Origin of the sequence: Rhizobium laguerreae (genome assembly GCF_002008165.1) — a bacterium.
GTDB lineage: Bacteria > Pseudomonadota > Alphaproteobacteria > Rhizobiales > Rhizobiaceae > Rhizobium > Rhizobium laguerreae.
Window position 1 is genome coordinate 942125 of record NZ_MRDM01000014.1, and the last position, 21536, is coordinate 963660.

At 60.3% G+C, this 21536-nt stretch carries 29 protein-coding genes, 1 tRNA gene and 1 pseudogene; 11 read left to right on the top strand and 20 right to left on the bottom strand.

Annotated features, from left to right (window positions below; translation table 11 throughout):
• Window positions 1-16: 16 nt before the first annotated feature.
• The 8 genes from BS630_RS20440 to BS630_RS20475 all read right to left on the bottom strand — a co-directional run bounded on the left by BS630_RS20440 (window position 17) and on the right by BS630_RS20475 (window position 6789).
• Window positions 17-403: a hypothetical protein gene (locus BS630_RS20440; protein WP_077978833.1), complete on the bottom strand. Its 387-nt coding sequence runs from the start codon at window positions 401-403 to the stop codon at window positions 17-19.
• Between the two features lies 1 nt (window position 404).
• A complete protein-coding gene (locus BS630_RS20445) occupies window positions 405-893 on the bottom strand; it encodes a heme-degrading domain-containing protein (RefSeq protein WP_077978834.1) in 489 nt (162 codons plus the stop codon).
• A gap of 191 nt (window positions 894-1084) precedes the next feature.
• Window positions 1085-1696, bottom strand: coding sequence for a flavin reductase family protein (locus tag BS630_RS20450; protein ID WP_017961363.1), 612 nt, complete (start codon window positions 1694-1696; stop codon window positions 1085-1087).
• Between the two features lie 4 nt (window positions 1697-1700).
• Window positions 1701-2444 (bottom strand): aspartate/glutamate racemase family protein, encoded by a 744-nt coding sequence (locus BS630_RS20455; RefSeq protein ID WP_017961364.1) that lies wholly within the window; start codon window positions 2442-2444, stop codon window positions 1701-1703.
• Between the two features lies 1 nt (window position 2445).
• Window positions 2446-3267, bottom strand: coding sequence for an ABC transporter permease (locus BS630_RS20460; protein WP_025395369.1), 822 nt, complete (start codon window positions 3265-3267; stop codon window positions 2446-2448).
• A gap of 1 nt (window position 3268) precedes the next feature.
• Window positions 3269-4183 carry an ABC transporter permease gene (locus tag BS630_RS20465; protein WP_020050894.1) on the bottom strand — a complete coding sequence of 305 codons (915 nt, stop codon included), beginning with the start codon at window positions 4181-4183 and terminating at the stop codon, window positions 3269-3271.
• A gap of 164 nt (window positions 4184-4347) precedes the next feature.
• Window positions 4348-5646 (bottom strand): ABC transporter substrate-binding protein, encoded by a 1299-nt coding sequence (locus BS630_RS20470; protein ID WP_077978835.1) that lies wholly within the window; start codon window positions 5644-5646, stop codon window positions 4348-4350.
• A gap of 54 nt (window positions 5647-5700) precedes the next feature.
• Entirely contained in the window at window positions 5701-6789 is a 1089-nt protein-coding gene (locus BS630_RS20475) for an ABC transporter ATP-binding protein (RefSeq protein ID WP_077978836.1), read from the bottom strand.
• 267 nt (window positions 6790-7056) lie between these two features.
• Here BS630_RS20475 and BS630_RS20480 point away from each other — a divergent pair, with 267 nt between their 5' ends.
• Complete coding sequence (locus BS630_RS20480; protein ID WP_077978837.1) at window positions 7057-7767, top strand: GntR family transcriptional regulator; 711 nt, start codon at window positions 7057-7059, stop codon at window positions 7765-7767.
• Between the two features lie 65 nt (window positions 7768-7832).
• On the opposite strand, the gene BS630_RS20485 is transcribed toward BS630_RS20480, so the two are convergent.
• The gene (locus BS630_RS20485; RefSeq protein WP_077978838.1) at window positions 7833-8246 is read right to left on the bottom strand and encodes a DUF4174 domain-containing protein; all 414 of its coding nucleotides are present in this window, start codon (window positions 8244-8246) and stop codon (window positions 7833-7835) included.
• A gap of 220 nt (window positions 8247-8466) precedes the next feature.
• Window positions 8467-8850: a BRA0787 family protein gene (locus BS630_RS20490; RefSeq protein WP_025395374.1), complete on the bottom strand. Its 384-nt coding sequence runs from the start codon at window positions 8848-8850 to the stop codon at window positions 8467-8469.
• Window positions 8851-9209: 359 nt separating this feature from the next.
• Here BS630_RS20490 and BS630_RS20495 point away from each other — a divergent pair, with 359 nt between their 5' ends.
• The gene (locus BS630_RS20495) at window positions 9210-9416 is read left to right on the top strand and encodes a hypothetical protein (RefSeq protein ID WP_077978839.1); all 207 of its coding nucleotides are present in this window, start codon (window positions 9210-9212) and stop codon (window positions 9414-9416) included.
• A 24-nt stretch (window positions 9417-9440) separates the two neighbouring features.
• Window positions 9441-9680 (top strand): DUF2934 domain-containing protein, encoded by a 240-nt coding sequence (locus BS630_RS20500; protein WP_077978840.1) that lies wholly within the window; start codon window positions 9441-9443, stop codon window positions 9678-9680.
• Between the two features lie 18 nt (window positions 9681-9698).
• On the opposite strand, the gene BS630_RS20505 is transcribed toward BS630_RS20500, so the two are convergent.
• A complete protein-coding gene (locus tag BS630_RS20505) occupies window positions 9699-11624 on the bottom strand; it encodes a DUF5054 domain-containing protein (protein ID WP_077978841.1) in 1926 nt (641 codons plus the stop codon).
• 336 nt (window positions 11625-11960) lie between these two features.
• Window positions 11961-12155 carry a hypothetical protein gene (locus BS630_RS20510; RefSeq protein WP_017961375.1) on the bottom strand — a complete coding sequence of 65 codons (195 nt, stop codon included), beginning with the start codon at window positions 12153-12155 and terminating at the stop codon, window positions 11961-11963.
• A 123-nt stretch (window positions 12156-12278) separates the two neighbouring features.
• On the opposite strand from BS630_RS20510, the gene BS630_RS20515 reads away from it, so the two are divergent.
• From BS630_RS20515 to BS630_RS20525, 3 genes are all read left to right on the top strand, one after another.
• Window positions 12279-13004, top strand: a complete 726-nt coding sequence (locus BS630_RS20515; protein WP_077978842.1) for a LuxR family transcriptional regulator — start codon at window positions 12279-12281, stop codon at window positions 13002-13004.
• A 145-nt stretch (window positions 13005-13149) separates the two neighbouring features.
• Window positions 13150-13815 carry an acyl-homoserine-lactone synthase gene (locus tag BS630_RS20520; protein WP_077978843.1) on the top strand — a complete coding sequence of 222 codons (666 nt, stop codon included), beginning with the start codon at window positions 13150-13152 and terminating at the stop codon, window positions 13813-13815.
• Window positions 13812-14015, top strand: coding sequence for a hypothetical protein (locus BS630_RS20525; protein ID WP_017961378.1), 204 nt, complete (start codon window positions 13812-13814; stop codon window positions 14013-14015). Before BS630_RS20520 ends, BS630_RS20525 begins: the two co-directional genes overlap by 4 nt.
• 122 nt (window positions 14016-14137) lie before the next feature.
• On the opposite strand, the gene BS630_RS20530 is transcribed toward BS630_RS20525, so the two are convergent.
• A complete protein-coding gene (locus tag BS630_RS20530; protein WP_025395379.1) occupies window positions 14138-14506 on the bottom strand; it encodes a response regulator in 369 nt (122 codons plus the stop codon).
• A 200-nt stretch (window positions 14507-14706) separates the two neighbouring features.
• Between BS630_RS20530 and BS630_RS20535 the strand changes: the two genes are divergently transcribed.
• Window positions 14707-14782: transfer RNA gene (locus BS630_RS20535), tRNA-Ile, on the top strand.
• 396 nt (window positions 14783-15178) lie between these two features.
• A complete protein-coding gene (locus BS630_RS20540; RefSeq protein ID WP_012558428.1) occupies window positions 15179-15388 on the top strand; it encodes a hypothetical protein in 210 nt (69 codons plus the stop codon).
• Window positions 15389-15537: 149 nt separating this feature from the next.
• On the opposite strand, the gene BS630_RS20545 is transcribed toward BS630_RS20540, so the two are convergent.
• Window positions 15538-15729: a hypothetical protein gene (locus tag BS630_RS20545; protein ID WP_077978844.1), complete on the bottom strand. Its 192-nt coding sequence runs from the start codon at window positions 15727-15729 to the stop codon at window positions 15538-15540.
• 253 nt (window positions 15730-15982) lie between these two features.
• Between BS630_RS20545 and BS630_RS37430 the strand changes: the two genes are divergently transcribed.
• Window positions 15983-16132 (top strand): hypothetical protein, encoded by a 150-nt coding sequence (locus BS630_RS37430; RefSeq protein ID WP_165940268.1) that lies wholly within the window; start codon window positions 15983-15985, stop codon window positions 16130-16132.
• Window positions 16133-16244: 112 nt separating this feature from the next.
• Here the strand turns inward: BS630_RS37430 and BS630_RS20550 are convergent.
• Window positions 16245-16676: pseudogene (locus BS630_RS20550) on the bottom strand (GNAT family N-acetyltransferase); the annotation flags it as partial.
• Window positions 16677-16872: 196 nt separating this feature from the next.
• Here BS630_RS20550 and BS630_RS20555 point away from each other — a divergent pair.
• On the top strand, window positions 16873-17613 hold the full coding sequence (locus BS630_RS20555; protein WP_077978845.1) for an SIMPL domain-containing protein: 741 nt from the start codon (window positions 16873-16875) through the stop codon (window positions 17611-17613).
• Window positions 17614-18012: 399 nt separating this feature from the next.
• Here the strand turns inward: BS630_RS20555 and BS630_RS20560 are convergent, their stop codons facing one another.
• From BS630_RS20560 to BS630_RS20575, 4 genes are all read right to left on the bottom strand, one after another.
• Window positions 18013-18360 carry a hypothetical protein gene (locus BS630_RS20560; protein ID WP_011652868.1) on the bottom strand — a complete coding sequence of 116 codons (348 nt, stop codon included), beginning with the start codon at window positions 18358-18360 and terminating at the stop codon, window positions 18013-18015.
• Between the two features lie 177 nt (window positions 18361-18537).
• Window positions 18538-18843 carry a hypothetical protein gene (locus BS630_RS20565; RefSeq protein ID WP_077978846.1) on the bottom strand — a complete coding sequence of 102 codons (306 nt, stop codon included), beginning with the start codon at window positions 18841-18843 and terminating at the stop codon, window positions 18538-18540.
• A gap of 124 nt (window positions 18844-18967) precedes the next feature.
• Complete coding sequence (locus BS630_RS20570) at window positions 18968-19390, bottom strand: secondary thiamine-phosphate synthase enzyme YjbQ (protein WP_077978847.1); 423 nt, start codon at window positions 19388-19390, stop codon at window positions 18968-18970.
• Window positions 19391-19487: 97 nt separating this feature from the next.
• Window positions 19488-19841, bottom strand: coding sequence for a DUF1428 domain-containing protein (locus tag BS630_RS20575; protein WP_077978848.1), 354 nt, complete (start codon window positions 19839-19841; stop codon window positions 19488-19490).
• 211 nt (window positions 19842-20052) lie between these two features.
• On the opposite strand from BS630_RS20575, the gene BS630_RS20580 reads away from it, so the two are divergent.
• The gene (locus BS630_RS20580; protein ID WP_077978849.1) at window positions 20053-20769 is read left to right on the top strand and encodes an HAD family hydrolase; all 717 of its coding nucleotides are present in this window, start codon (window positions 20053-20055) and stop codon (window positions 20767-20769) included.
• Between the two features lie 94 nt (window positions 20770-20863).
• Here BS630_RS20580 and BS630_RS20585 read toward each other — a convergent pair whose 3' ends face one another.
• Window positions 20864-21535 (bottom strand): DUF922 domain-containing Zn-dependent protease, encoded by a 672-nt coding sequence (locus tag BS630_RS20585; RefSeq protein ID WP_077978850.1) that lies wholly within the window; start codon window positions 21533-21535, stop codon window positions 20864-20866.
• Window position 21536 lies beyond the last annotated feature (1 nt).

Below are 21536 nucleotides of genomic sequence, written 5' to 3' on the forward strand. Positions count from 1 at the left end.
CGAGCGAAAAGCATTGTCAGCGCTCCTGCGCCAGATCCAGACGAATACAATGTTGCAAACGAATATTGTGCTGGCGGTTCACGGCCTCGATCATCCGCTCCACGTCGTCGATCGGCGAATGCAATATCTCCGACAAGAGCGCACGAAAATCGGCTTGCGATATCTCCACGGCCATGCCGGTGATCGTGCGCTGAAGCTTGGTGTGAAGAACCCAATGCAGGACCGCCCGGCGATAGGCGTCATCGAGCAGCACAGCCAGATCGCCGGCCTCGATCTCATATTCGAACGACAGGCTGACATGGCCGGAATCGACGGGAAGCGAATAGATCAGCCTTCCATCGATATCATCGACATGCGGCTCGTAGCCATCACCCATGCGGCGATTGCCGGAAATTGCAGCCATCTCAGGCGAGCCGCAGCGAATCCAGATCCTTGGCCAGCATCAGTGCCAGCGCCTCGACCGCGAGATTGTGGTCGTCGCGCTGCGGCAGGCCGGAGACGGTGACGGCGCCGATGCAGCCGGTGCCTTTGACGTTGATCGGGAAACTGCCGCCATGCGGCGCATAGTCGGCGCCGGAAAGCCCGTTATCCTCCACCGTCTTGCCGTCCCTCTGCAACTTCAGGCCGGAGGCATAGCTGCTGCGGAAATAACGCAGCACCATGTTGCGCTTGCGGCGGACCCAATTGACGTTATCGGGCGTCACACCCGGGAGGGCAGCATAGAAAACGGGCATCGAATGCAGGGTCACGTCGATCGCGATACCGAGGCCGCGTTCGGTGGCGAGTTCCTGCAGGAGTTTGCCGAGCTGCCATGCCGTCGTCAGGTCGAAGGCGTCGAAGCTCAGCACTTTCTCCTGCTCCACGATCCGGCTGAGATCGTCCTCGATTGTCATGATAAGCGTTCCTCTTGCGCGATGATCCGTGCAGACCATTCTCGCGGGGAGCAAAAAAGTAAAGCAAAAACTTGGGCCTACCGCTGGAGCAATTCCAGCAAAACTGCGCGGCGGTTTTGCGTCCGGAATTGCGCGAATACAAAGAGATAGGGAATTTTCGTCACTCGAAGAAAACGGAAATGCTCTCTATGTCAGTGCTTTGGCGTCAGCATCTCGAAGCGGTCGCGGATGGTGGCGCAGGTATCGCCGCCGAGCCGCGCGATGGCATCGACCGCGGCCGGATCGACATGCAGCCGTTCAGGATCGACGACCCCGTCGCGATAATGCGCGTAGACGATCTCGCCCATGACGATCTGCCGCGAGCGGCCGAGCTCCAGCGTCACATGCCGCTTGCATTCGAAGGCGGCCGGCGCCTCGGCGATAAAGGGCGAGGCCACCTTCTCGCCCGGCATCGCCGTGAGGCCCGCCTCCTTCAACTCGTCGACGCCGCGCGGATATCTGGCACCGCAGACATGCATCGCCTCGGCGATGGCGAAGGAGACGATATTGACCGTGAACACCTCGGTCATGCGGATATTGTGGCCGGTGTCCTTGAACGACATGTCGGCATTGTTCTCGACTCCGATCGCAAGGATCGGCGGATCGGCCGAAAGGCAGTTGAAGAAACTGAAGGGCGCCGCATTGATCCGGCCGTTCTCGTCGACCGTCGTCACCAACGCGATCGGCCGCGGAATGATCGTGCCGATCATCAGCTTGTAGCGTTCTCGCTCGCTGAGCTGCTTGAAATCGAAGGAAACGGACATCGATTCAGCCGACCTTCAGGATCGGCGAGAAGCCGCTCATCGCCCCGGTAAAAGGTTTCGGCAGTGGCGAGGCGTAGGAGCCGCGCTTGCTGGTGGAAAGTCCGAGCGACACCAGCGTTTCGGCCTGCTTGACGGCGGCCGCGACGCCATCGACGACCGGCACGCCGTAGATTTCCTGCAGTTCTCGCGCCAGATCGGTCATGCCGGCACAGCCGAGCACGATCGCCTCGGCGCCGTCTTCCAAAAGCGCCCGCTCGATCTCGGCTCTGAGCTTGCCGATCGCGCCCGAGCCTGCATCTTCCAGCTCCAGCACGGGGATGTCGGAAGCGCGCACCTTGGCACGGTCGCCCATGCCGTAGCGGCGCACCAGATTGTCGATCAGCACCCGCGAGCGCTCCAGCGTCGTCACCACGGTGAAGCGCTGCGCCAGGAAGCCCGCCGTCACCACGGCGGATTCGCAAAGCCCGAGGATCGGCACATCGGCAAAGGTTCGCGCCGCTTCGAGCCCGGTATCGTCGAAACAGGCGATAACAGCCGCGTCATAGCCCGCCGTCTGCCGCTCCTTGAGTTCGGCGAGCAGGCCGGGGATCGCTAAGGCCCCGTCGTAGTGTCCCTCGATGGAAACCGGCCCCATGCGCGAAGTGGCCGCGATGATCTCCGTGCCGGATGCCGCCACAGCACGCGCGGCGGTGGCGGCCTTCTCGGTCATGGAGGCCGTGGTGTTCGGATTGACGATGAGGATGCGCATGTCAGTTAATCTTTGCCTGCCGCCGGCTGAGCATCGTCATGATGCCGAGCGCTACGAGAATGATGGTGAAGGAAAACAGCGTCGTCACCGTGCCGAGCGCATAGAGCACCGGCGTCGTGACATTGGTCGTCATGCCGTAGATTTCGAGCGGCAGCGTATTGTAGGTGCCTGATGTCATCAGCGTGCGGGCGAATTCGTCATAGGAGAGCGTGAAGCCGAACAGGCCGACGCCGACCAGGCTCGGGGCGATCATCGGCAGCACGACGTGGCGGAACGTCTGCCAGGAGCTGGCGCCGAGGTCGCGCGCCGCCTCCTCATAGGCCGGCGAGAAACGGTTGAAGACGGCAAACATGATTAGCACGCCGAAGGGCAGCGTCCAGGTCAGATGGGCGCCGAAGGCCGAAGAATACCAGGCGGGTTTGAGCCCTCCTTCCTGGAAGACGACACCGATGCCGAGCGAGATGATGATCGACGGCACGACGAGACTTGCGACCGTGGCGTAGAAGAGCGCCGTCGAACCGCGGAAACGGCGGCGGAAGGCAAGGCCGGCGAGCAGCGAGACGACGACGGTCACCACCATCACCATTAGCCCGAGGGTGAAGGAGCGGCGGAACGAGGCGCCGAAATCGCCGACCGCCTGCTTCTCGAACAGGTTGAAGAACCAGTGCGTGGAAACGCCGTTCATCGGGAAGGTCAGACCGCCGTCCGGACCCTGGAAGGAGAGGATCAGAATCGCCGAAAGCGGCCCGTAGAGGAACAGCACGAAGATGATGAAGAAGAGCGCCAGCAGATAGAATTCCAGGCCGCGTTTTTCGTGGCTCATCTCAAAGCTCCTTGCGGATATCGACGACGCGCAGGATGGCCGCGACCATCAACAGCACGACGGCGAGCAGCACCACGGCATTGGCGGCAGCGGCCGGATATTGCAGCAGCGACATCTGGTTCTTCATCATCAGCGCCACCGACGCGCTCTGGCCGCCGGACATCACCTGCACTGTCGAAAAGTCAGCCATCACAAGCGTCACGACGAAGATCGTACCGATCGCCATGCCGGGTTTGGCGAGCGGGAAGACGACATTCCACAACACCTGCCAGCCCGACGCGCCGGCATCGCGCGCCGCCTCGAACAGCGACCGGTCGATGCGCATCAGCGTATTGAAGATCGGCGTCACCATGAACAGCGTATAGAGATGCACCATGGCGAGCACGACGGCGAAATCGGAATAGAGCAGCCATTCGATCGGCTGCGGGATGATGCCCATCTTGATCAGCGTCGAATTGACGAGGCCGTTGCGCCCGAGCACCGGGATCCACGAAATCATGCGGATGATGTTCGACGTCATGAACGGCACGGTGCAGACGAGGAAGAGGATCATCTGCGTCGAGGTCTTGCGGATGTGGAAGGCCAGGAAATAGGCGACCCAGAAACCGATGACGAGCGTCAGCGCCCAGACGATCGCAGTGAATTTCAGCGTGTTGAGATAGATCTTCCACGTCACCCACGAACCGAGCGTGTCGGTGTAGTTCATCGTCAGGAAATCGGGATAGAGACCGGCAAAGTCGTAGTCCCAGAAGCTGACGACCGCGATCATCGCGATCGGCAGCAGGAAGAACAAGCCGAGAATGACAAACAGCGGCGTCGCCTGGAGATAGGATATCGCCGATGGGGAAAGCTTCAGCCCGCGCCCGCCGCGCGCACCCTGGCCATCCTCCTCCGTTTCCGCTGCGATGGTCGCCATCCCTTACCCTTTCGGAAGCTCGTCATTCGTCCGGTCGTTAAAAGAGGGATCGAGAAGACCCCTCCCCAACCCTCCCCACAAGGGGGAGGGAGTATCTTTGCCGCGCCGCCTCCAGACTCCCTCCCCCTTGTGGGGAGGGTTGGGGAGGGGAAAACGACAATCGCTTAGGCAGCGATGAACTCGTTCCAGCGGCGGACCATGTAGCGGTCTTCGTCCATCACCGAGTTCCAGCAGGCGACAGCACCCATGCGGGCTTCGAAGGAGCCGCCGTCGCGAACGGCGCCGGCCTTCTCCATGACCTTGCCCTCAGGCGACATGATGTCGCCGGTTGCCGGCTTGCCCTCGATCCAGTAGCCCCACTCGTCCGCCGTCATGAAGTTCTTGGCGGTGTCCATGCAAGCGGAATAGTAACCCTGGCGGTTGAGATAGCCGCCGACCCAGCCCGATGTGTACCAGTTGATGTATTCATAGGCGGCGTCGAGCTGCGCGCCCTTGAGGTGCGAAGCAAGGCCGAGACCGCCGCCCCAGGCGCGATAGCCTTCCTTGAGCGGCTGATACTTGCAGGCGATGCCCTTGGAGCGGACGGCGGCAACGGCCGGCGACCACATGGACTGGATGACGACTTCGCCCGACGCCATCAGGTTCACCGACTCGTCGAAGCTCTTCCAGAAGGCGCGGAACTGGCCGTCGCCCTTGGCCTTGATCAGGAATTCGATCGTCTTGTCGATCTCTTCCTTGGTCATGTTGCCCTTGTCGGCATATTTGATGTTGCCCATGGCTTCCATGATCATCGCGGCATCCATGATGCCGATCGACGGAATGTTGAGGATCGAGGTCTTGCCCTTGAACTTCGGATCCATGATGTCGGCCCAGCTGGTGATGTCGCGGCCCACGAGATCGGGGCGAATACCGAGCGTGTCGGCATTGTAGATGGTCGGAACCATCGTCATCCACTGCGTCGCCTCCTTGGCGAACTTCTTGGAATCCTGCGCTTCGACGAAGCCGACCGTGTGCGGCGCCGTGCCTTGGGCGATGACGCTGTCCGCCTTCAGCTTGCCGTTGATGAACAGCGGTACGATCTTGTCGTAATATTTCAGCTTCTTGACATCCATCGGCTGCATGACGCCGGTCGGGAACACCTTCTTGGCGATCCAGTATTCGATGTCGGCAATGTCGTAGCTGTCAGGCTGGGTGACGGCGCGCTGAGCGGCGGCGTCGGAATCAGTCGCCGTCATCTCCAGCGTGATGCCGAGATCGGCCTTGCACTTCTCGGCGATGGCATTGATGTTCGAAACGCCGGTGCCGAACTGGCGAAGCGTGATGTTCGTCTGCGCCCAGATGGTGGGAAAGCCGGTGATGGCGCCGGAACCTGCGATGGCGCCGACGGCGGCAGCCCCCGTCTTCAGCAGCGCGCGGCGGGAAAGACCCTTCTCCGCCTTGGTCGATGTCGTTTCAGTCGTCATGTCAGTTCCCCTTTTCTTGGATATGGAAGGTTCAGTGTTCTTGATGGTGATGGCTCATGCGGAAGAGCGGCCGAGAAGCACGGCATCCTCGAGCGCCCAACTGAGCGAGACGGTGTCGCCAACGGCGACCGGCCGGGCGAAATATTCGCCGTCGTCGGCAATGACGGTGAAGTCGTCGCTGCCGGCGCCGATAACGGTGATCTTCACGGAAGAGCCGCGATATTCGATGTTGGAGACGATGCCGTCGAAGCCGAGCGTCCATTCGGTCGCCACCTGCAGCCGCACACGGTCGGTGCGGATACCGATATCGACAGGCTCGCCGACTTCCCTGCCCGTCCCGCGCACGGAAAAGCTCTGGCCTTCCGGCACGGTCATGACGAGCATGCCGTTCTCGCTCGAGGTCACCCGGCCGGACAGCACGTTGTGATCGCCCATGAACCGCGCGACGAAGGCCGTCGCCGGCCGCTCGAAGACCTCGCGCGGAGCTGCCGCCTGCTCGATCCGGCCGTCATTCATGATGACGATGACGTCGGCGAGCGCCATTGCCTCTTCCTGGCTATGGGTGACGTGCACGAAGGTGATGCCGAGCGACTTCTGAAGCTTCTTGAGTTCGGCGCGCATGCGGATCTTCAGGAACGGATCGAGCGCCGACAGCGGCTCGTCGAGCAGCAGCGCTTCCGGATCGGTGATCAGCGCGCGCGCTAGCGCCACGCGCTGTTGCTGGCCGCCGGAAAGCTGGGCCGGACGCCTGGTGGCATAGGCCTCCATCTGCATCAGCTTCAGCATCTCGAGCGCTTTGGCCCGCCGCTCTTGCTTGTCGACGCCCTTCATCTTCAGGCTGAAGGCGACATTGTCGATCAGGTCGAGATGCGGGAACAACGCGTAGGACTGGAACATCATCGCCGTGCCACGCCTGGCCGGCGGAAAATCGGTGACGACGGCATTGCCGAGCCTGATGTCGCCCGACGAGATGCTCTCGTGGCCGGCGATCATACGCAGCGTCGAAGTCTTGCCGCAGCCCGACGGGCCGAGGAAGCAGCAATAGGAGCCGGCTGGAATTTTCAGGCTGATCGCATGGACCGCAGTCGTCGCGCCATAGACCTTCGAAACGGATACTATATCGATCTCTGCCGCTTTCGACATCATGCCTTCCCCTGTTTGGAAAAGACGATGCATCTGCCGTGCCAGACTCCGTTGCTTGCAGGAAGCCATTGCGAAATAAGGATTTTATCAAAACCGCGATTGAGAGAGCAAATTAGAGGCGCAACGCTATCTGCACATGATTTAGGCTATCGTGCGCAATTTGTGCAAAACATCGTATACAATCTTGCCACCATTTCGGGCACAAATTTTGTTTAACTTTTGCCGCGGAGCCGGGTATGGTTTGCCGACCATCAGGAAATAAATTTCATGAAATCCGCCGCCAAGGCTCAGCAGGCCGAAGACTCCGCCGAAACAGGCGCGCAACAGATCCGCGATGCCATTCGCGAAGCGATCGTCGAGCGCAGGCTCTCGCCCGGCACCAAGCTTTCGGAAAGCGATGTCGGCAATCTCTTCAACGTTAGCCGCACGCTTGCCCGCGCCGCCCTGCAGGCGCTGTCCTATGAGGGTCTTGTCAGCGTCGAGAAGAACCGCGGCGCCTTCGTCGCCTACCCCTCGCCTGATGAGGCTCGCCAGATCTTTTCCGCCCGCCGCTTGGTCGAACCAGGCATTTTGCGCGAGGCAGCGGCGCGGATCACGCCTGATGACATTACCCATCTGCGACAGCTTCTGCTGGAAGAAGGCCGCCTGATGAGCGAGCGTGGCCAGACGGCGCGCCGCGCCGAAATCAAGGCATCGGGCGATTTTCATTTGATGCTGGCGGCCATATCGGGAAACTCAATCATGCAGCGTTTCATGGAAGAGCTTGTCGCCCGCTCGTCTCTGGTAATTGCGCTCTACGGGCAGTCGACCGCATCGAGCTGCGGCCATTCCGAACATGGTGACATCATCTCGGCGATCGAAGCCGACGAACTCGACCGCGCCTGCCAGCTGATGCTGGATCACATCGCCCATATCGAGGCAGATCTCGACCTGCGCGAACGCAAGAGCCTGGGCCTCAAGGAAGCCTTCGAACTCTGAACATGCAAAAGACACGGGGACGCAGATGATCCACCGCGCCCTGCTTCAAGCGAACTCTCGAAACGCTACCAAGGCGTCTTCTTCGGCAACATCTCAAAGGCAGCGAAGATATCCTCGGCGTTCATCGGCTCGCTGGAGCGCAGCTTAACGGTTCCGTCGCGTCCGATCAGGATCAGCCCGAACTCGCCGGACGGCGGTCCCTGCAGCCGATCGCGAATATCGTCGGCATCGAGTTCCCAGTCATCGTCGAACAGCGCAAACGCGCCGCCGCCGGCTATGCTGAACACCTCGACGTCTTCCTCGATCAAGCGCATATGCGCCTTGCGCAGCCATTCGTCCTGGATGAGCGCGCGGTCATCTTGCGCATCTGCAAAGATGATCAGCACCCGTTTCCTGTCGCGAAACTGCTCGAGCGATTGCGGAAGCTCAGGCTCACGCCTGGGTGTACCGATGATTTCATGAACAATAGATTTTAGCATGGTGCTTCATTCCTCGCTCGTCACCACTGCATAATTCTTAAATCGGAATCGATCTAAGGATAGATTATGCAGCAATTCGAAGTGCTACAGCGCCCTTTGCGACTCTCGAAAAGGGCGCTGCAGTGGCGGGCTGTGCCTGCCGAATTAAACGGCTGGGAATAAGCGAGGTTCCGCCAAAAGGCGGAAAAGGATCGCAGCCATGGCCGCGATCCTCACTTTGTCAGTCGCGACCCTGGTCTTCGGACGCGTGGGCCGAAACGGCGACGAGATCCGCAGCCCCAGTGACGTGAAGGCGCTTGCGCACCAAAACGCGCATGACACGCGCCGCCGTCGAGAAGGTCATCTGGTCGAGCGGGCCTTCGCCCTCCCACGGCTTGGTCAGCCGTTCGGTGACGGCGCCGACGATGTTCATCGGCACGATGTCGGTGCATTCGCGCATGGCTTCGAAAACGAAGCTGATGGGGATGACCCGTCCTTCGTGGGTCACGATCGGTTCGGTCAATTCGCTGTCCCATTCCTCGAAGGCATAGAGCGCTTCGCGAAACAGCTGCTGGAGGTTGAACGGCGCGTGGCCGTCATGAAGTGGCGGCAGTGCATTCATCATGTCTGTCTCCTCTTGATGGGTTGAAGCCAAAGTCCTCCGGTTTCGGTCGCGCTAACGCGGGGAACGGAACGTTTTGCTGCCCCTGCGAACCGAATAACACTATTGATTCTATAGAGTAACGCGCCGGGGTAAAGCCCATTTATCAGCGCGCCTGGAAGCGAATTCCATAACGCCATGATATTCTTGCATGTTTTAGTGGAAATTTTCTCGGCATGCGCCATTCGTCAAATATTTTTGCCTCCCGCCTGCCATCGGTCCGGAATGGCACAAAGGGCAGAAATCGCTGCGAAATCACGGAACTTTTGGCGCTGTAATCTGTTTTGTTCTCACATTCGCCAAACCGACTGGGGTTACCACCAATGACGCAAATCCGTGAACCGGAGCGCCGGAGCAGAATTCTGCGCGGCCGTGCCTATAGCCTTGATGAATTCGCCTCCAAATACGGCCTCCGAAACGAGCAGGCCGAAAGTCTGTTCAACCGTTTCGGGCCCTCCTCGATTGAGCTCGACCTGCTGATGGCAGCCAAGCGCCGGCTACCGGTTCTGCAGGACAGAATTGCCGAATAACACTTTGTCGAACGGAACGGATAGATGAGCGACAGACGCCACGAATGGATTAGCAAAAGAGCTTACGCGATCTGGGAGGAACAGGGCCGCCCTGATGGCCGCGACGCCGAGCACTGGCGCCAGGCAGTTGCCGAACGCGATGCGCTCGAACGCACGCAGGCCTCCGTCGATGGCCGCGAGGTGCTAGTGAAGTTTCGTCCGAAACCGCAGCGGCCCGAAATGCCGCGTCAGGACTGGGTCAATCCTTCGACAAAGGCTGGCTGACCCTTCCCTCTTGCCGGCTCAGCTCAGGCCGAGCCGGAAGCGCGCCTGAAAATCTCCCTGCCACCACATTGGGAAATTGGTTCCCCACTTATTGTTGTGCAGATTGAAGCGGATGCCGGCGGTAAAATCCGGCAGCGTCTTGCAAAATGTCATGAAATCCGAGCTTTGCGGCGCAACCAGCGGCGCATCGAAGGTTTCGATCGTCAGCGGGCCATCGGCAAGATCACCACGTGCTGATGTCACCGCCTGCAATTGCCCGCCGCCGCTTGTCGCAATATTCCCGGATCGGTGCCAGAGGCCCATCTTGCGGAAATTCCAGTCCCCGGCACCATCAGGCGTGAAGGAGAGGAAGCTTGCCTCCGGCATGCGGTTGGCCGGCTTGTCAAGCAACGTCAGGCTAAGGTCGAGGTGATCGCCCTCGGCGGTGAAATGCAGCATCACATGCGGCGGCGCGCCGTATTTCTGCACGGCCTCGGCCGGCATCGACAGAAGGATGCCCGCCTCTTGGGTCGCTTCCATCCTCGGAAGAAAAACCTTCGAAAGTGCTGCCCCCGACCGGGCAAGCCCCGGCTTGTCATGGTCGAGCACCGCCCATTCCTGGCGATGGGTCAGGTAGGTCTCCATGTGCCTGGTAACGTCGCCGGCATCGTAGCTCTCATATCGATAGGCGATCAGCGGGCCGTTGCGGCCGGAGATCGTCCGGCCGGAGGGCGAGGTGATTTCGGCCACATCGCCGCTCGCACCGTCGAGCGCGATCGACCAGCCACCGGTCTGCAGGCGGAGCTCCCGTCCACTACCCTCCATGACGGCGGGCGTGGCGAATTCGGCAAGCACCGCCTGGGCCGCCTTCCGGTCTGTCTCGTCGAGTTCCGAGACCGCCTGGTCGAGATAGGCGCGCTGCTCGTCCCATGAGGCTTCGGTATAGGCGAAGCGGTAATCGGATCGGCGTGCGGCCTCGAAATCGGCCCGCGACCATGCCTTGTCGTCGCGCAGATAGGATTTGATATCGACGCCGCAGGTATGTTCGGCCACCATCGCCAGTCCGCGCCCGAAGGCGAGGCGACGCGCGTCGAGCCCATCCGCTGCGAAACGGTCGTAGAGCCGCTGCAGCGCGAGGAACCGCGCCGTCTTCACCGGATCGCTGCCGCTGCCATGGATCCAGCTGTCGCCGAGTTCCAACTCAACAACAGGAAAACGCTCGCGCTCGCTCCAGAGAATGGCGCCGTAATCCTCGAGCGTCGCCGCACGGATGATCGCATCCGGCTCACGGGCGCGCAATTCGCGATAGGCCTCGGCCGTCTGCGGCACACTCTGCGGCCCCATATTGTCGTTGGTATGGGCAAAGCTCAGCCCGTCCTCGAAACCGTCGGGGAAACAGGTCTCGCCATAGGAGCGTTGGTACATGACGACCACCTCCTCGCCGCCGGGCGCCCGCCAGCGGAAGATGTCGGGCACATCGGGCGGTGATGAGGCCGTATTGACGCCGAGATGCAGGAAGCGGATGCCCGCTTCGGAAAGCAGCGGCACCATGCCGAGCGTATGGCCGGGCACATCGGTCATCTTCGCCGCGATCGTCGTCTTGCCGAAGCGCCGGTCGAGCTCCTGCGAATAGGAAAGCCCGGCCCGGAAAAGGTCGGGCGACATCAGCTCCGTATGGGTGGTGAACGGCAGGCCGTGCCAGCGGATCAGCCCGCGCTCGATCGCCTGTTCCAGCGCTGCCACCTCTCCCGCCGAGCGCGAATTCAGATGGTCCCAGATCAGCCAGGCGCCCGTCGTCCAGATGAATTTTGGCTCGTCGGGATTTTCGGCATGAAAATGCTTACCCGTTTCGATCGCCTGCGGAATGAAGCGCTCGTGATAGTGCCGGCGGACTTTCTCGGCATGGTCGGTAAAGCCGATATCGAGATGGGTCTTGAAGACCAGATGCACGCGCTTTTCAGTCATTCCATTCCACGCATCAGTGATGACAGTCTAAACATTCTGCAGCCAGTGGCGGCACAGGTGAGGAGTGTAACCGTTTCCACAAACACCATTGCTCCTGCCGCAAATTCTTCGTCAACCCATTTTGGCACAAATCGATGAAATAGTGCGGGTTTATTAACCATATATCCGAAAACGCTATCGTCCGACGCTTTCATCGTAGAATCGAATCGCGACAAGAATGAAGACGTGTTCATCGATAATTACATAGAAAGGCGGCGGGACTTCCTTGCTGCCGCGCCCGGGTGGTGCGCTGTTTAGCCAAGGAGAAAAGCCTGAGCCTTTCGGGAAAGCCGATTATCAGAAGGCGTTGGTTTCCTGGCAGAGCGCCCGGTGAACCTCGGTCCAGAACAGCGCCAGCGGCGTGTCGCCGTTGCGTTCGGCAACGAGGGCGCGGATCAGCGCTTCGGAGCCTGCCATGTCCTGCCAGCTGGATTTCAGGCCCTTGGCGGCCTGTTGGCATTCGGCAATCGCGAATGGTCTCTTGCTGTCCATATGAGGTCTCCTCATGAAAGGCGCTAGCAGATGGGGCCCGGATTGTCATTCCCCGCATATGTGGGGATGCCTTGTATTTATGACAGCGCTCGCGGTAGGATTGAGGGGATTGGGGCAGTGGAAATGATTGAGAATACCTACAGCGAAAAGTTCGAGTCCGCTTTCGAACAGATCAAGGCTGCGGCCAATGTGGATGCCGCCATCCGCATTCTCCAGGCGGAATATGGCCTCGATTTCGTCACCTACCATCTCGCCCAGACGATCGCGGCCAAGATCGATTCGCCCTTCGTGCGCACCACCTACCCGGATGCCTGGGTCTCCCGCTACCTCCTGAACAGCTATGTGAAGGTCGATCCGATCGTCAAGCAGGGCTTCGAACGCCAGCTGCCCTTCGATTGGAGCGAGGTCGAGCCGACGCCGGAGGCCTATGCCATGCTGGTCGATGCCCAGAAGCACGGTATCGGCGGCAACGGCTACTCCATTCCCGTTGCCGACAAGGCGCAGCGCCGCGCGCTCTTGTCGCTGAATGCCCGCAAACCGGCGGAAGAATGGGCCGAACTCGTCCGCCGCTGCCGCAACGAATGGATCGAGATCGCCCATCTCATCCACCGCAAGGCCGTCTACGAGCTGCATGGTGAAAACGATCCGGTGCCGGCATTGTCGCCGCGCGAGATCGAATGTCTGCACTGGACGGCGCTGGGCAAGGATTACAAGGATATTTCGGTGATCCTCGGCATATCGGAGCACACCACGCGCGATTATCTGAAGACCGCCCGCTTCAAACTCGGCTGCGCCACGATCTCGGCCGCCGCTTCGCGGGCCGTGCAATTGCGCATCATCAATCCCTAGCGCATGTCGTTGTCGCAAAACCGCTGCACACTTTTGCGCGATATGCGCCCCCCCCTCATCTGAGGGGGCCCATCTGAGGGAATTTCCGAACCGGCCCGCTTGAACCATTCTGCTTTCCACGAACTTGAAAACGCTGGAGGGCAAAATGTTCGTTATCATTCAGGCACATGAGTATCAGAAATACGCTGCCGTACTCGACCAAATGTTTCGCCTGCGCAAGAAGGTCTTCGCCGATACGCTCGGCTGGGACGTTCCCGTCATCGGCCCTTACGAACGCGACAGCTACGATTCGCTCGCCCCAGCTTACCTCGTCTGGTGCAACGATAGCCGCACCCGCCTCTATGGCGGCATGCGCCTGATGCCGACGACCGGCCCGACCCTTCTCTACGACGTCTTCCGCGAGACGTTTCCCGATGCCGCCAATCTGATTGCCCCCGGCATCTGGGAAGGCACGCGCATGTGCATCGACGAGGAGGCGATCGCCGAGGATTTCTCCAATGTCGATGCCGGCCGCGCCTTCTCCATGATGCTGCTTGCGCTTTGCGAATGCGCGCTCGATCACGGCATCCATACGATGATTTCCAACTACGAGCCCTACCTCAAGCGCGTCTACAAGCGCGCCGGCGCCGAAGTGGAAGAACTCGGCCGTGCAGACGGCTACGGCAAATACCCCGTCTGCTGCGGCGCCTTCGAAGTATCGGACCGGGTGCTGCGCAAGATGCGCGCCGCCCTCGGCCTCACCCTACCCCTTTATGTCAGGCACGTGCCGGCCCGCTCGGTCGTGACCCAATTCCTGGAGATGGCAGCATGAATCGCCTCGCTGAAACCACCACGCAGACCGCAATACAGAAGGATATCGGCGCTCTCGAGCGCCATGTTCTCGCATCCCGCGACATCGCCACGCAGATAGGGGATCCCTTCCTCTCCTATCTCCTTTCGATGGCGCTGTTCACGATCTACGAGAAGAAGGCCCATCACGAGAACGAGGCGCTGAAGAGCAGCTTCAGCTGAGGGTGTGGTTCCCCTCCGCCCCGCCTGAAGACGAGCATGTCTCCCGGCGCCTCGCGCGCAGCCGCAAAAACAGTCCCCGTTTTGCGGCTGCGCGCCCCTGTCCAGTCATCAGGGTATTGCCGTTACGTCATCAGGGAATCGATGGTCGAAATCAGCGTGTCGTGCATGTAGGGCTTCGGCAGGAAGGCGGTATTGGCGGGCAGCGCCATCGGATCGAGCCGCACCATGCCCGAGGTGATGATGATGCCGATGTTCGGCCGCATCGCCCTCACCCGATTGGCAAGCTGGAGACCGTCCATCGAACCCGCCATATTGACGTCGGTGAACAGGATATCGACATCCTGCCTGCCCTTCAGCACCACCAGAGCCTCGTCGGCATTCGCCGCCTCCAGCGCCACATGACCGACCTCTTCCAGCACATCGAGGATATTGAACCGGATCAGCGGCTCGTCCTCCACGATGAGCACCACGGCACTGTTCGAAGCCACCATCTGCGATCGCCCTCTTCATGCGGAATGTGACTTGGATAAGTGTAGCCCGCGCGAGAAGGTTCCAGTGGCTGCCCACGAAATATGCATCGTCCACAGATGCTTGCGCTCACCGCTTGTGGCTCCCCCGGATTTGCGTTAGAGCGGAAACCGTGCTGCGGGAACCATTGCCCCGGCACCCAAGCGCCGGACACCCGACGCCAGGGCCTGTAGCTCAATGGTTAGAGCCGGCGGCTCATAACCGCTTGGTTGGGGGTTCGAGTCCCTCCGGGCCCACCACTTTTTGCATTAGTGGTTTAAATCGAAGCTCCTGTAGCCGGACGCGAATTTCCGAAATTTTGACACGAGTTCCGGAGTTTTCGGAAATCTTTCGAAGATCCTTTAAGGCCGCTTCGAAGCACGCTCGATCTCTTTGCAAAGCAGGAGCGCTCGAGATCATCCTGATCGGGTCGACAGCAGATCGTCGGCTGAGACTCCGGCACGGAAGCATGCACCACGGTTGCCAACTATCGGCTGGTCGAGACTTACTGAGAATGATTGGAAACTTCGCGTTCGTGCAGCGCTTTGCGGATTGATACGCTTATGATCAGCCTGATCGTCGAGCCACCTGCCTTTCGATAGAAGTTATGGTACTTTATGGATGGACGTCGTTGTTCTCGGGAGGGGTAGCAATTCATGGTCGTGCACAGGGATATGACTAGCGACGAATGGAAGTGGCTTGTGCGCCTTTGCCAACACGAAGCGGATAGCATTCCTAAGGAAATTGAAGCGCGGTTTACCGAACTTGGTCTGCTCGGGCCGAATGGTCTTTCGGACAATGCCAGGAATTTGGTTCAAAATGAACTGCTGGCAGAGCGGCGAAACAGACTGCAAGGGCTTCACTGAATGATGACCTTGGACCCCAAGCAGGAGTTCAAGGTGGTGATGTTCACTGCGGCACGGCCCAAACGGGTAACAGACTATCTCGGCGGCGGGCGTTTCCTGATCGTCCGTGCAGCTATTAGCACGGCATCACGCCCGACCGGTGCACATTTCTAATAGCTACAAGAACGCCCGTCGCTAGGTCTAAACCCACCCCCACACGCGGGATTAAGCGGCTGACGCTCATAATAACCGCCGCCGATCGACGACGTCTGGTCGACGCTTCCGGACGAAGTGCAACCCGAAATGATCGTAGCAAGGCTGATCAGCGTTCCGGTCGCGACAAATGCGAAAAATCGGTTCATCTGAGCTTCTCCTTCGGAGGGGTATGGTTTTACCCAAGCGGGCAATCTACCACCCACGGCGAATACCGACGAGGATTTATAGCAGCCGACCGCCCTCGACGAGCGTTTCTAACGCCAATGTGATCACCTTTTAGGCCAGCCACCCTCAAGCCATGCACTGTCACATAACTGTCATGCAAAATTGCCCATTGTTATGGCAGCCTGGGCAAAATATATGCTGCCGGCTAACAAAAAAAAGAATGAGTGAACTACCATGAGTGCCATACATAAACTTTTCAACCGCAATCTCCTGACCCGCTTCGTCGCTGGTCTCGGTGCGGTTCCCCAGCGTATTCGCGACGCACGCCAAGAGCGCAAGCCCGCTATCCATCCATCCTTCATGGACGATTTCGGGGCCCAGTAGGACAATTGGCGAGTCAACAGACTCGTCTGCCCCCCGCCATTACGTCCTCCAATGTCATTTCAGTTGATATCAGATGGGAAGCCGCCATCGGCTTCTGATCAAGTTGCGGCGGAAATTCCTTCCGGAACCAGATCCGGTCGACGGGCCGGCCTCCCGCATGCCCGCTGACCCTGCCGAATTCGACATATCCGAGCTTCGGGTAAAAGTCCGGGGCCCGGGTCGAGAGTGTGTCGACACAGGCCGTGACGGCGGCGCGGCGTCGCCCTTCTTCTTCCGCCGCCGCCATCAGCTTCCGGCCGATGCCGCTCAGGCGCAGCGATTTTTCGACCCACAGATTGCCGATGAAAAGAACCGAGAAGGAAACGGACGCCGTTATTCCGGCGATAAGCCTTCCGTTTTCCCGCCAGACGATGGCGAAGGCCTCGCGTATGATCTCAGCGCTCTCGTTGAAGGCGTTCAGGCCATCGGAAATCGCGGTGGCGATCTCGGAGGGGACGGGATCGAGCGTTTCGAACATTGCTTCCTCGTCGTTGATGGTCGCCATATGATAGCGAGCCGTCGGTTCCGGTCCAGCCGTTTCGGCTTTTAACGGGCGGCGGACGCCCCCTGATTCAAGCTCCAATGCATGCACCCCGCAGATTTTTCTCTCGCTACGCATGCGCCTGTCTTTTCCGCCGTAATAGCTTCACAATCAACCGACAGAAAGCTCATCCGGGAAACGACAACCAAGGAATGAAAACATGGCGCCGATCTATACCAAAACTGTCCTGATGACCGCCCTTCTGGCGCTGCCGCTCGCCGCCGCAGCGCCCGCCTTCGCGCAGGAGGCAAAGCCGCGCGAACCGGTGATTTCGGTGACCGGCGATGGCGAATCGTCCGTCGCTCCCGATATGGCCGTCGTCAATCTCGCCGTCGTCAAGCAGGCGAAAACCGCCCGCGAAGCACTCGATGAGAACAACAAGGCGATGAACGACGTGCTTGCCGCGCTGAAGAGCGGCGGCATCGCCGAGCGCGATCTGCAGACCTCCGGCTTTTCCATCCAGCCGCAATACAACTATCCGCAGCCGGTCGACGGCCAGCAGCAGCAGCCGCAGCTAATCGGCTACCAGACCATCAATTCCGTCACCGTCAGGCTGCGCGATCTCGCCAAGCTCGGCCAGGTGATCGACCAGTCCGTCACCCTCGGCATCAACCAGGGCGGCGAAATCCAGTTCACCAACGACAAGCCGGACGCTGCGATCGAAGAGGCACGCAAGGCCGCGGTCGCCGATGCCGTCAAAAGGGCAAAGACGCTGAGCGAAGCCGCCGGCGTCAAGCTCGGCCGCATTCTCGAGATCAACGAGAATGTGCCGCGCGCAATGCCGCAGCCAGTCTATCGCGCCACGATGATGAAAGAGGCTTCCGACGCTGCCGTTCCAGTCCAGGGCGGCGAGAACAATTACAATGTCAGCGTCACCGTGACCTTCGCGATCGAGCAATAAACATTGTAGCGCCGCGCGTCTTTTCAGGCGCACAGCGCTCGTTTCAATGTCATCTTCTGCTCCTCGGCCCAAGAGAACGCCGATGCCAGCCCCTCATCCGGCTGCCGCCACCTTCTCCCCGTAAACGGGGCGAAGGGACAATGCCGCGCCCTCTCCGTTCCCCGCTCGCTCTCGCAGGGCACGTCCCCTCGCCCCGTTTTTACGGGGAGAGGGTTAGGGTGAGGGGCAGCCATTGGCGCCAACCGGACAGCCGTGGCACAGGACCCACAATGATGCCGGAGGAAAGAGCGCAGTCAAACTGAGCGCAAAAGAAAACCGCCCTTGCCGATCCGGGGAGACTGGCAAAGGCGGTTCTTAGCCGCCGCATCGGGGAGACGGGGCGGCGTTTTCTTCCATTGATTAGCGGCGGCGCAGGGCGGGGCAGCCGCGCACATTGCCGAAGCTCATTTCATCGGGACCGCGACGCGTCCAGCCCTGGACGATCACGCGGCGTGGCGTGATGTCGACGACCCGAGCGCGACGAAAGCCGTAATCCCGGGCGAGGTTTTCGGCGAGCTGCGGATTGCAGCCGCGCGACGGCCGGCCGTAGCCCGGGCCCGGAGGCGGACGGCGGTAATCCTGCGGCGGACCACGGTCCGGCTCGCCAATAATGATATTCAACTGGGCGGCGGCCGGGGCCACCGTACCGGCCAGGGTGCCGGCTGTCAGCATGACGGCAAGACCCGCCTTTGCCAGAAACTGCATCATCGAAAAACCTTTTCCTTTGAAAGTCGGTGCGGCGAGCCGCCCTCCCCATTAGTTCGCATTACGCCGAAGCGTCATTTGGGAATCACTCATACAGGTCAGAGAAGAGACGGCTGAAAGTGTCAGCGTCAAGGCAAAAGCGGGCCGGAAGCGCCACATCGGCGCCTCCGGCCGCAGTCCTCAGCGCCGGATCAGCGGGCAGCCGCGGACATTCGCGAAAGTCATCCTGTCCCAGCCGCGGCGGTCGCGCCCTGCGACAACGACGACCCGCGGCGACATGCGGGTGATATGGGCTCTCCGCAGGCCGAAATCACGCGCCTTGCGCACCGCATGCATCGGTGAGCAGCCGCGGATCGGACGATGATATTGCGCCTCGACGACGAAGTTCGTCTGCGGTCCGGCGGCGGCCGCCGTGGAAACAGTGGCCGGAATGGTGCAGAGGGCGAGCAGAGCGGCAAGCGAAGCCTTGGTCAGGAAATGCGTCATGGGATGTCTCCGTCGATTGGTATTATCTAAGCTCTCCCTTCAGGGATTGTCTCGACAGTAGACCCAGCAAACTGAATGGCGTTGGAACCGGGCATTCAGTTTGCATTCACAACGATTAACTCTTTCAATCGCTGAGATGCAGCACGATTTCGCGCCGGTGCGGCCGGTCTCGATGTTCAAAGAGATAGAGCCCCTGCCAGGTGCCGAGCATCAACCGCCCCCTGGCGACGGGAATGCCAATCGAGACCTGCGTCAGCGCCGCCTTGATATGCGCCGGCATGTCGTCCGGCCCCTCGGCCCTGTGCACGATCCAGCCCATGTCAGGATCGGAGGCCGGCGGCACGAGGCGGCGGAAGAAGGCGAGAAGATCGGTGCGCACATCGGGATCGGCATTTTCCTGGATCAACAGCGAACAGGAGGTGTGGCGCACGAAGACCGTAAGAAGCCCCTCCTCCCGCCCCGACGCGCTGACGAAGGCCTCCGCCTGGGGGGTGAACTCGTAAAGGCCCTGTCCGCGTGTGGACAGAGTGAGGATCGTCTGGGGCAAGGCGCTCTCCCGCTTCGAGATGACATCTCTCGCGAGTTGGCGCGCTGCTCGGCGCAAGTCAAGCTTGCCCGGGCAAAGTCAAGCTTGACTGGGGCGATCAAAGCCTGAGCAGCGTCTCGAAGCCGCCGTAGATCATCCGCTTGCCATCGAACGGCATCTGCCACTGGTCGCCCTTGAGCCTGGGATCGGCCATCACCTTGGCATTGATATCGTCGCGCTCCTCGCGCGAGCCATAGACGATCCAGGAAAACACCACCACCTCGTCCTCCTTCGCCTGCACGGCGCGGGGAAAGGAGGTCAACTCGCCATAGGGCACGTCGTCGCCGATACATTCGACATATTCGAGCGCGCCATATTCCTTCCAGATCGAGCCGGCGAAGGTCGAGAATCCCTTGTAGGTCTCGATATTCCCCTTCGGAACCGCCACGATGAAACCATCGACATAGGACATCTCGCTCCTCCTTTGCGTATCTGCGCATTATGGCGGAGGAGATAGGACGGCGGCCAGGCAGGTCCAGTGACGAAGCGTTCAACCGCCTTTTCATCTCTGATTTGCGCCGCTGTCGATCGTTCACTCGATTTATGAGGTTTGACCCCGATCCGGTTTTCCGCTTTACCGGCTTTGCAGAACAATCCTTCGAGTGAGCATCGGGCAGGACACCATGATTAGAGCGGTCCTTTTTGATCTTGACGAGACACTCATCGACAAGACCGCTGCCGTCCTCACCTTCCTGCCGCTCCAATACCAGCGATTTCGTCTTGGCGAGCACGGTGTCGAGGAACAGCGCTACATTGCTGAATTCCTGCAGCTGGAGAAGGCCGGCCTGGTTAAAAAGCGCGATCTTTATCCGCGCCTGACGGAGACATTCGGTCTTCCAGGCGACCTTGCTGCAGCCCTCTTCCATGACTTCGAGACAGTGTATCCCGGCATGGCTGTTCCCATGTCAGGGGCAAAACAGACCATTTCCACGCTGAAGCAATACGGCGTTCTAATCGGCGTCGTCAGCAATGGCGAAGCCAATGTTCAGCGACCGAAAATCGCGGCGGCGGGACTGAACGAAGTGCTCGACCTGGTGGTCATTTCAGGAGATATCGGCCTTCGTAAACCGGCACGGGAAATTTTCGAACTGGCTGCTGGCCGTCTCGACCTGCCCGTCGACAACTGTCTCTTCGTCGGTGACAATCCCGAGGCCGATATTCTTGGAGCAGACAACGCCGGCATGCATGCCGTCTATTTCGGCCCGAAAAACGCCTGGCCCGCTTCGCTGCCCTCGCCGCGGTATCGAATAGAGTTGCTGCCGCAGCTGATAGCCCTTGTCCGCGATCTGAACGCACTCACCGAGGGCTTGATGGCGACGAAGCGCCCGCGCCGAAGGTGACGCCCATGCATTTGGCTGCGGCCTGATAGCCGCACCCGAGGCTTACCAGGCCGCCCCGCCCCGAGAAGGTCGCCCGTTATCCGCTTCGGCCCCCTCAGGGGCCATTCACCAGCTTGAGGATGAGCTGCTGGATATTGCCGCCGTCACCCATTTCGATCTTGTCGAAGTCGCGGCCGCGCTGGCGCTGTCTTTGGGAGATCTCGCCGAGCCGGCGGGTCAGCTCGATCCTGATCTTCTTGCAATCGGGATCGTCGGCAACGGTGAGGCCGATGCTCATCGCCTCGATCTCCTTGACCATCTCCTTGATAGTCTCGCCATGCACCCGCTCATGCGCCTGCACCCCTGATATGAAGCCCTCCCAGCTGCTCTTCACGGCGGCTGGCAGCTCGGCAGATGGTTTCGGCAGCGTATAGGTGATGATGAGCTTCGGCCGGTTGGTCACGATAACGCAGGCATTTCCCTGCGGTTCGTATTTCCTGGTCCAGGTCAGCTTGAACGTCGTATGCGCGATCGCCCGGCCGAAGCCGCCCGCCTTCGGCCCAAGCTCGCCGATCGATGCATAGAGCCCGGCCCCCGACGTGCCTGATATCGAATAGGGCCGTACCTCTTCGACCGCCTGCCAATCGGCCAGGGCCACGGCCGGTACCGACGTGAAAACTGCCGCAATCATGTAGAACAGAAAATTTGTCGTCACGCGCGGCTCCGCCGAATGATGTGTCGGGCCGAACCTAACGGGAGCGGTCGCCGCTTTCAACGCGTCATGCATA

Excerpts from the sequence above, each read along its gene's own strand:
- BS630_RS20475 (WP_077978836.1), bottom strand. The coding sequence starts at position 6,789 with ATGTCGAAAGCGGCAGAGATCGATATAGTATCCGTTTCGAAGGTCTAT.
- BS630_RS20575 (WP_077978848.1), bottom strand. The coding sequence starts at position 19,841 with ATGTCCTATGTCGATGGTTTCATCGTGGCGGTTCCGAAGGGGAATATC.
- BS630_RS20540 (WP_012558428.1), top strand. The coding sequence starts at position 15,179 with ATGGTCGTGCACAGGGATATGACTAGCGACGAATGGAAGTGGCTTGTG.
- BS630_RS20490 (WP_025395374.1), bottom strand. The coding sequence starts at position 8,850 with ATGATGAATGCACTGCCGCCACTTCATGACGGCCACGCGCCGTTCAAC.
- BS630_RS20445 (WP_077978834.1), bottom strand. The coding sequence starts at position 893 with ATGACAATCGAGGACGATCTCAGCCGGATCGTGGAGCAGGAGAAAGTG.
- BS630_RS20465 (WP_020050894.1), bottom strand. The coding sequence starts at position 4,183 with ATGGCGACCATCGCAGCGGAAACGGAGGAGGATGGCCAGGGTGCGCGC.
- BS630_RS20525 (WP_017961378.1), top strand. The coding sequence starts at position 13,812 with ATGAATCGCCTCGCTGAAACCACCACGCAGACCGCAATACAGAAGGAT.
- BS630_RS37430 (WP_165940268.1), top strand. The coding sequence starts at position 15,983 with ATGAGTGCCATACATAAACTTTTCAACCGCAATCTCCTGACCCGCTTC.
- BS630_RS20450 (WP_017961363.1), bottom strand. The coding sequence starts at position 1,696 with ATGTCCGTTTCCTTCGATTTCAAGCAGCTCAGCGAGCGAGAACGCTAC.
- BS630_RS20460 (WP_025395369.1), bottom strand. The coding sequence starts at position 3,267 with ATGAGCCACGAAAAACGCGGCCTGGAATTCTATCTGCTGGCGCTCTTC.
- BS630_RS20470 (WP_077978835.1), bottom strand. The coding sequence starts at position 5,646 with ATGACGACTGAAACGACATCGACCAAGGCGGAGAAGGGTCTTTCCCGC.
- BS630_RS20510 (WP_017961375.1), bottom strand. The coding sequence starts at position 12,155 with ATGGACAGCAAGAGACCATTCGCGATTGCCGAATGCCAACAGGCCGCC.
- BS630_RS20505 (WP_077978841.1), bottom strand. The coding sequence starts at position 11,624 with ATGACTGAAAAGCGCGTGCATCTGGTCTTCAAGACCCATCTCGATATC.
- BS630_RS20555 (WP_077978845.1), top strand. The coding sequence starts at position 16,873 with ATGGCGCCGATCTATACCAAAACTGTCCTGATGACCGCCCTTCTGGCG.
- BS630_RS20500 (WP_077978840.1), top strand. The coding sequence starts at position 9,441 with ATGAGCGACAGACGCCACGAATGGATTAGCAAAAGAGCTTACGCGATC.
- BS630_RS20545 (WP_077978844.1), bottom strand. The coding sequence starts at position 15,729 with ATGAACCGATTTTTCGCATTTGTCGCGACCGGAACGCTGATCAGCCTT.
- BS630_RS20530 (WP_025395379.1), bottom strand. The coding sequence starts at position 14,506 with ATGGTGGCTTCGAACAGTGCCGTGGTGCTCATCGTGGAGGACGAGCCG.
- BS630_RS20565 (WP_077978846.1), bottom strand. The coding sequence starts at position 18,843 with ATGACGCATTTCCTGACCAAGGCTTCGCTTGCCGCTCTGCTCGCCCTC.
- BS630_RS20515 (WP_077978842.1), top strand. The coding sequence starts at position 12,279 with ATGATTGAGAATACCTACAGCGAAAAGTTCGAGTCCGCTTTCGAACAG.
- BS630_RS20585 (WP_077978850.1), bottom strand. The coding sequence starts at position 21,535 with ATGCATGACGCGTTGAAAGCGGCGACCGCTCCCGTTAGGTTCGGCCCG.
- BS630_RS20485 (WP_077978838.1), bottom strand. The coding sequence starts at position 8,246 with ATGCTAAAATCTATTGTTCATGAAATCATCGGTACACCCAGGCGTGAG.
- BS630_RS20495 (WP_077978839.1), top strand. The coding sequence starts at position 9,210 with ATGACGCAAATCCGTGAACCGGAGCGCCGGAGCAGAATTCTGCGCGGC.
- BS630_RS20480 (WP_077978837.1), top strand. The coding sequence starts at position 7,057 with ATGAAATCCGCCGCCAAGGCTCAGCAGGCCGAAGACTCCGCCGAAACA.
- BS630_RS20440 (WP_077978833.1), bottom strand. The coding sequence starts at position 403 with ATGGCTGCAATTTCCGGCAATCGCCGCATGGGTGATGGCTACGAGCCG.
- BS630_RS20560 (WP_011652868.1), bottom strand. The coding sequence starts at position 18,360 with ATGATGCAGTTTCTGGCAAAGGCGGGTCTTGCCGTCATGCTGACAGCC.
- BS630_RS20455 (WP_017961364.1), bottom strand. The coding sequence starts at position 2,444 with ATGCGCATCCTCATCGTCAATCCGAACACCACGGCCTCCATGACCGAG.
- BS630_RS20580 (WP_077978849.1), top strand. The coding sequence starts at position 20,053 with ATGATTAGAGCGGTCCTTTTTGATCTTGACGAGACACTCATCGACAAG.
- BS630_RS20520 (WP_077978843.1), top strand. The coding sequence starts at position 13,150 with ATGTTCGTTATCATTCAGGCACATGAGTATCAGAAATACGCTGCCGTA.